We start from the raw sequence: 6,978 nt of genomic DNA on the forward strand, positions 1-6,978 counted from the left end.
CAACACAGATAGGTCAGTAACCATCTGACAATGGGGGAGATTTATGAGGAACCTGAAGGTTTGTCTCAATCTTGGCAGCGCGGCGCTGGGGTTGATGGCTGTTTGCGGCAGTCCAGCGGCACATGCCCAGGATACGACTGCGAATGACAGCGGTCTTACCACCCTGCAGGAAATCGTGGTCACCGCACAGCATCGTTCGGAGAATCTTCAGAACGTCCCCATTGCGGTCAGCGCGATCAATGCCGAACAGATCGAACAGCGTTTCAGCCGCGACATCGCCCAACTCGGCGGGCTTGCGCCGAACGTCGTGATCGACACGCTCTACGGCGCAAACACTCCGATCATCTCGGTGCGCGGGGTGCAGTTGAACGACGGCGAAAAGAGCTTCGATCCGGCGGTCGCGGTCTATCTCGACGGGGTCTATCTTGCCACAACCACAGGCGCCCTGCTGACGACCTTCGATGCCAGCGAAGTGGAAATCCTGCGCGGCCCACAGGGCACTCTGTTCGGTCGCAACACCATTGGCGGCCTTGTGCATGTGCGCCGGGCCGAACCCACCGGCGAATTTGGCGGGCGGATCAGCGCGACCTACGGAAGTTTCGAGCAGATGGACTTCAAGGGTGTGATGAACCTGCCGTCCATTGCCGACGGGGCGATCTCGGCCAAGGTTGGCCTCATCAGTCTGCACAATGGCGGCTATTTCCGCAACATCGTGCGCAACAAGCGCGAGGGCGACAAGGACTTCAACATGTTCAGCGCTTCGGTGAAGATCGAGCCAAGCTCGTCCGCCAAGCTCGTCGTCAATTACGACTATATCGATGACAACACCCCGACCACGCCGGTCACCTCGCTGACCGGGCCGGGCGAATTGTTCTGTATCATCACTACTGTCGGATCGTGCGGTGCACCGGCGAGCGATTCCGACTATCATCGGCGTCCCGTCACCAACTTTGTGCAGCCGCAGCGATTCAATGCGCACTCGCTGATCGCGAACGGCGAAGTGGAAGTGGCGCCCGATCACAACCTGCTGGCCGTGGTCGGCTATCGCACCTCCGACGAGAAGGCGATGAACAAGTTCGACGGGCTCGAACAGCCATACTTCTTCGTGTTCCGTCCGCAGACGCAAAAGCAGTTTTCAGGCGAACTGCGCTACCAGGGCACGATTTCAACCGCGAAGATCGTTGCCGGGGCATACTATTACAGCGCAAGCTATGAGATCCATCAGCGCAACTACTTCTTCCCCTCGCCCATCGCCACCAACTCCACCGAAGACCAGATCTTCGACCTCATGGAAGGTAACACCGTGGGTGGCGAGACTCCGGGCGGCGAAGCCAAGCAGCGGACCAGGAACTACGCCTTCTTCGGTCAGGTAGACTGGGAAGCGGTGCCGAACCTGACCCTTTCGGTCGGTGGCCGCTATACCCATGAAAAGAAGCGGATGTGCGCAGGCACAGCCACGGGAACGGTGGGCAACCGCACTTTCACCTCCGCCTTTGGCGACTGCCCGGACGCCATCGCGAACCTGGCGGTCTATACCCCCAACGCCGTTGATCCGGTTACCGGTGCCGTCACCCGCCAGACCGGCATTCTGACCACCTCGCGTTTCACCCCCCGCTTCGGTGTCAGCTATAAGTTCGACAACGGCATGGTCTATGCCAGCTATTCGAAGGGCTTCCGCTCGGGCGGGTTCAACGGTCGCGCATCGTCGGCATTCTCGCTGGGACCGTATCAGCCTGAAACCGTGAGGAGCATCGAAGCAGGCTTCAAGTCGCAATGGTTCGACAACCGCCTGCGGGCAAACGTCAATTTCTTCCGCATGGACTATTCGGGCAAGCAGGAGGATGTGGTCTTCCCAGATCCCGTGCTTGTTACCCTCACCGTCGTGCAGAACGCGGCAAAGGCCCGCATGCAGGGGGTTGAGGGCGAGTTCCAGTTCATTCCCGCCGAAGGCCTGACGCTTGGCATGAACGTGGGCTACCTCGACGCAAAGTATCTGGGCTGGCTCGACCTGGGCACGAACCTCGATCCTGCCACTGCCGCTGCCCGGCCGCTGGTGACCATCGACAAATCCGGCTTCTCGATGCGTCGCGCGCCCAAGTGGTCGCTTGATGCAAATGCAGTGTACCGGACCAGCCTTGGCGAAGGCAAAACCCTGATCCTGGATGGCTCGATTCGTTACAAGAGCCGGTATTTCATCGGTGCCAACACGGTTTCGGCGAATGTCGAAAATCCGCTGCTGGTAAAGCCCTTTGCAATGGTCGATGCCAGCATCACCTACGAGACGGGGCCATTCCGTTTCTCCTTGTTCGGCAAGAACCTGACCAATCGCAACTACTTCACGCACGTACTCGACGTTGGGACCGGATATGGGGCGACACCGACCAATCCGACCCCGGTTCCGATTCCGGGCCTGTGGACCTACGGCACCATCGCCGCGCCGCGCACCTTCGGTATCGAGGCGCAGGTCAAGTTCTGATGACTGGCCAGCCACGCCTGCCTTCAGCGTCGGACCATGCTGTGACCGGGCAGCCAGGCACATTGTGTCCGGCTGCCGGTTCAAGCAACGTCATCCGGGAGAACGTGCTTGGCGCACACGTTCGCCGGGCGTGGATGCTGGTCGTGGCTGGGGTGCTGGCGATCGGGACGAGTGCCTGGGCCGAGCGCACGTCCGAGAAGCAAGCTGCCCCAGAAGCGCTGAAAGACGTGTCGGAGTTCAACACCGCAAAGGGCCTCCTGGCCGACCGCGAAGCCCTGCCCGGCGCAAAGATCTTCGCGGAGAACTGCGCGGCTTGTCACAATGGCGGCGTACCAAAGGCGCCCCATGTGCAATGGCTTGAAATGCTGGCGCCGTCATCGATCGTGGCAGCGCTGACCAACGGCGTGATGGCGCAGCAGGGCGCGAACCTGACCGCCGACCAGAAGCTGCGCGTGGCCGAGTATCTCACGCGGCAAGATCTCTCGGCCGGCCTTCCGGTGATGAACTACGCCGCGCAATGTACCGGGCCTGCGGGCAGCTTCGATCGTCGGCTTCCCGTCGTAAAGGCGGGTTGGGGCTACGATACGAGGCGCTTTGTGCCCGAAGCGCTTGCCGGGCTCGATGCGGGCGATCTCGGCAAGCTGGAACTGCGCTGGGCTTACGCTTTCCCCGCCGCCACCAAGGCGCGTTCGCAGCCTTCGATCGGATATGGCGCGGCCTTCGTCGGCAGCGAAGACGGCAGGGTCTATGCCTTCGATCTTAAGACCGGCTGCGCGAAATGGACCTTCAAGGCGACTGCCGAGGTGCGAACGGGCATTGTCCTCGTCGATGGCCCCAAACCCATGGTCTATTTCGGTGATCTGTTCGGCAAACTCTATGGCGTTGACGCGCTGACGGGCAAGCTCGTTTGGGCGCGGCGCATGGACAATCACCCCAGCGCGACCCTGACCGGCACACCGGCCTATCGTGATGGCCGCCTCTATGTGCCGGTGTCTTCGCTGGAGGTCGTTCCGGCGGCAGGGGCGGACTATGTCTGCTGCACGTTCCGCGGGCATCTCGATGCCATCGATGCGAAAACAGGCGAGCCGGTTTGGCAGTTCTTTCCCATTCCGGAAGAACCGAAGGAACGCATTCTCAATGGCAAGCGGGGCTTCGCCCCTTCGGGAGCGCCGGTCTGGACAAGCCCGACGGTGGATGAGCGGCGCGGACTGATCTACATCGGGTCGGGCGAGAATTACAGTTCGCCCTCGGACGGCAACAGCGATGCGATCTTTGCGGTCGATCTGCGCACCGGCAGGCGGGTCTGGCAGAGGCAGACGATCTCCGGCGATGCCTGGAACGTCGCCTGCATGATGGCTGACAACCCCAATTGCCCGGCCGAGAAAGGGCCGGACTTCGATCACAGTTCGTCCATGCTCCTGATCGACGTTCCGGGCGGAAAGCAGATCATGGTCGTCGGCCACAAGAACGGCACCGTCTACGGACTTGATCCCGATGCGCAGGGAAAGCTGCTGTGGCAGACAAAGGTCGGGCGCGGCAGTATTCAGGGAGGCGTTCATTTCGGCATGTCGGCAGACGGGACGACGGTCTATGTGCCCATCAATGACATGAACGATACGCATAACGGCCAGTATCTCGATCCCGCAACGGCCCGGCCCGGTATGCATGCCATCGATGCCACCACTGGCAAACTTCTGTGGAGCAAGGTCCAGGGCAACGTCTGTGGCGATCGCCCGTTCTGCGATCCGGGCATTTCCGCGCCGGTCACCGCTGTCTCCGGCGCGGTCATCGCCGGTCATCTGGACGGCCACATCCGCATTTACGGGCGCGCTGGCGGAGCCTTGCTGTGGGATTTCGATACGACCCGCAATTTCAGGACCACGAACGGCGAACCCGGCCAGGGCGGCAGCATGTCCGGTGCGGGGGCCGCAGTCGGCAATGGTTATGTCGTGATCAATTCGGGCTATGGCTTGTACAGCCATTCGCCAGGCAACGTGCTGCTTGTGTTTTCCGCCAGAGCGGAGGCCGACGATACCGCCAACGGGCGACCCGGCCACTGATACCAGGCTGCACGGACTGGAAACAGGCGGCGCTCGCCCCGAACAACGCGGCAATCTCGCAGGAGCAAGCCTCAGAAATCACCGCACCGTAGTTCCGCCATCCACCGCCAGGGTCTCCCCGGTGACGAAGCTCGATTGATCAGACAGTAGCCAGGCGATCGCCTGTGCCTGCTCGTGCGGCGCAGAGACACGGCCCAGCGGGATCCGCGCGACCGTGCTCGCCTCGCCGCCCGGACGTGTCAGCATCTGCTGGTCGAACATCTCAGTGCGGGTAGTGCCGGGCAGCACGGCATTGACCCGGATCGCATCGGCCGCCCCGTCCAGCGCGGACGAGCGCGTCAGCCCGACCACCGCGTGCTTGCTGGCCGAATAGAGCGCCAGTCCCGGAAAGCCGCGCTGGCCGGCAATAGAGGCGACGTTGACGATCGAACCGCCGCGCCCGCGCATGGCCGCCATCTGATGCTTCAGGCAATGGAACACGCCGCGCACGTTGAGCGCAAAAAGCCGGTCGAACAGCGCGAGGTCGAGGCTGTCGAGCGGTGCCGCATCCTGCGTCATCGCAGCATTGTTAACCGCCCCATCGAGCACCACGCCCTCGCGCGCCAGCTCGGCAAAGAACGCGATCACTGCGGCATCGTCGGTAATGTCGAGCGGCTCGAAGCGCCCGCCCGCTTCAGCGGCGATCCGCTCCCCCTCCTCGAGGCGGCGGCCGGTGCCGATGACCGTTGCACCCTGTTCGCGACACAGCCGATAGACCGCCTCGCCTATCCCGCCGGTGGACCCCACGACCAGCACCGTCCTGCCTTCAAACATTATCATCCCTCCTAGCATGCCCCGGCAGCACGATCCCGCCCTGTTTCAGGTAGGCCCGCGTCAGACGGTCGCGGATCGGCGGCGCGGCGCAAGGGGCCGAAACAGCGGACACGACGACATGACCATTTGCTTTATATCGTTTTCGATATAAATTCTAACATCTATGACCGACCTCATCCAGCCCAAGCTGATCTATCTGATCCGTCGCCATCCTGCCTTCACCCGTGCAGACTGGACAGCGCGCTGGCGGCAGCACGCAGCGCTCGGCATGTCGCTGCCGCGCTGGAAGAATGTCGCGCGCTATGTCCATGGCGATGTGGTGGAACCGCGCGCCGGGCAACACGCCTATCTGGCCGATCACGACGGTGTCGGCCTGATCTGGCACCGATCGCTGACGCATCGCGCGGCGCATTTCGCCGACACGTCGTCGCAGGCCGTGATGGTGGCCGACGAGGCCGAGACTTTCGCCGACTGGATCGCTAACCACTGCCTGTCCGCGCGCGAGGAAGTGTTGATCGCGCCGAGCGACGCGGCGGTCGTGAAACTGATGTGCTTTCTATGGGACGATGCGGCGGTCGCACGACCAGACGGCACGTGCGGCCATGTCCGCAACGTCCCCTTGCCCGGCGACTGGGGCCTCGATTGCACAGGAATCGAGGAATTCTGGTTTGCCGATGAGGACGCGGCCAACGCCGCCGCGAAAGCGCTCGGCCTGACCGGTCGCTCGCTCGCCGTGCTCGTGCGCGACTCCGAACTCTACAGCATCGGGGAGCTTTTGTGACAGCGCAGGAGACTGATCCGGTCCCAAGGAACCGGCCGGATCAGCAAAGATGCGGTGCACCCCTGCGTAAAGCAACGCAATCTTGTACATGGGATCCGGTAGACATGATGTACAAAGTTGTCTGGAAATGGGGACATCCTGGGGGGCACACCACCTCTGGTCCGCCAAATAAATCAAATTTTATCAATTTCTTAGCGTAGAACTATGGTTTCCTCCGTCTCCGCCACACTTTGATATGTGTGCCATCCCTTCAGGGCTACAGCCATCTGAAGCTGTGAAAACTTCCCGCATCGAGCCTGCTTCTATTGCTGAAAGCAGCCGCAACCGGAACCGTTATCCGACCAAGCTTGTTGGAAGGATGTTGGAATGACCCAACGATAAAGCAGATAAACCATTGATTTTGCTGGAGGTGAAGGGAATCGCAAGAGTATTTCAAGCATTTGTAATGAAACAAAATGCTGCAGTGCAGCAAAAAATATGGCCCCACACAATGGCCCCACTCCCTTTGCGTAAATCGGGTTTGAAGCTTAAACGTGATCCGCTTGTGGGCCACTTGCTGGGCAATGCCACCATACCCCAGCAAGCGAAGATTCACAATTTCCAACCGCCCCCTGACTAAGGTTCTGCCCGCTTGCTCCGAATATGGACGCCGGCAGCCACCTCAATTACAGTCATTCCCGCACTCGGATAGTTGGATCGAAACATGTCGTCCATTCAAGTCGGCAGGACAGTCATAGATCGACGGAGTTTGGGACAAGTACGAACCCGCTGGCGCGGGAGTGGCGCTTGTTTTGAGGCTTGGCAAGTGATCGGCGGCCTGAGCCTAAGTTGAGGTCTGGGCCAAGTAG

Annotated in this window: 4 protein-coding genes; 3 read left to right on the plus strand and 1 reads right to left on the minus strand. The window is 61.2% G+C overall.

Annotated elements, in window-relative coordinates; genetic code table 11:
- Positions 1-43: 43 nt before the first annotated feature.
- Both HGI47_RS20740 and HGI47_RS20745 read left to right on the plus strand, forming a co-directional pair.
- Positions 44-2,476, plus strand: a complete 2,433-nt coding sequence (locus HGI47_RS20740; RefSeq protein ID WP_168854667.1) for a TonB-dependent receptor — start codon at positions 44-46, stop codon at positions 2,474-2,476.
- Between the two features lie 41 nt (positions 2,477-2,517).
- Positions 2,518-4,536: a PQQ-binding-like beta-propeller repeat protein gene (locus tag HGI47_RS20745; protein ID WP_168854668.1), complete on the plus strand. Its 2,019-nt coding sequence runs from the start codon at positions 2,518-2,520 to the stop codon at positions 4,534-4,536.
- 78 nt (positions 4,537-4,614) lie between these two features.
- Here the strand turns inward: HGI47_RS20745 and HGI47_RS20750 are convergent, their stop codons facing one another.
- Complete coding sequence (locus tag HGI47_RS20750) at positions 4,615-5,349, minus strand: SDR family NAD(P)-dependent oxidoreductase (protein WP_168854669.1); 735 nt, start codon at positions 5,347-5,349, stop codon at positions 4,615-4,617.
- A gap of 163 nt (positions 5,350-5,512) precedes the next feature.
- Here HGI47_RS20750 and HGI47_RS20755 point away from each other — a divergent pair, with 163 nt between their 5' ends.
- Positions 5,513-6,130: an EthD domain-containing protein gene (locus HGI47_RS20755; protein WP_168854670.1), complete on the plus strand. Its 618-nt coding sequence runs from the start codon at positions 5,513-5,515 to the stop codon at positions 6,128-6,130.
- Positions 6,131-6,978: the final 848 nt, after the last annotated feature.

This window comes from Novosphingobium sp. ERN07 (assembly GCF_012641335.1).
Taxonomy (GTDB): Bacteria; Pseudomonadota; Alphaproteobacteria; order Sphingomonadales; family Sphingomonadaceae; genus Novosphingobium.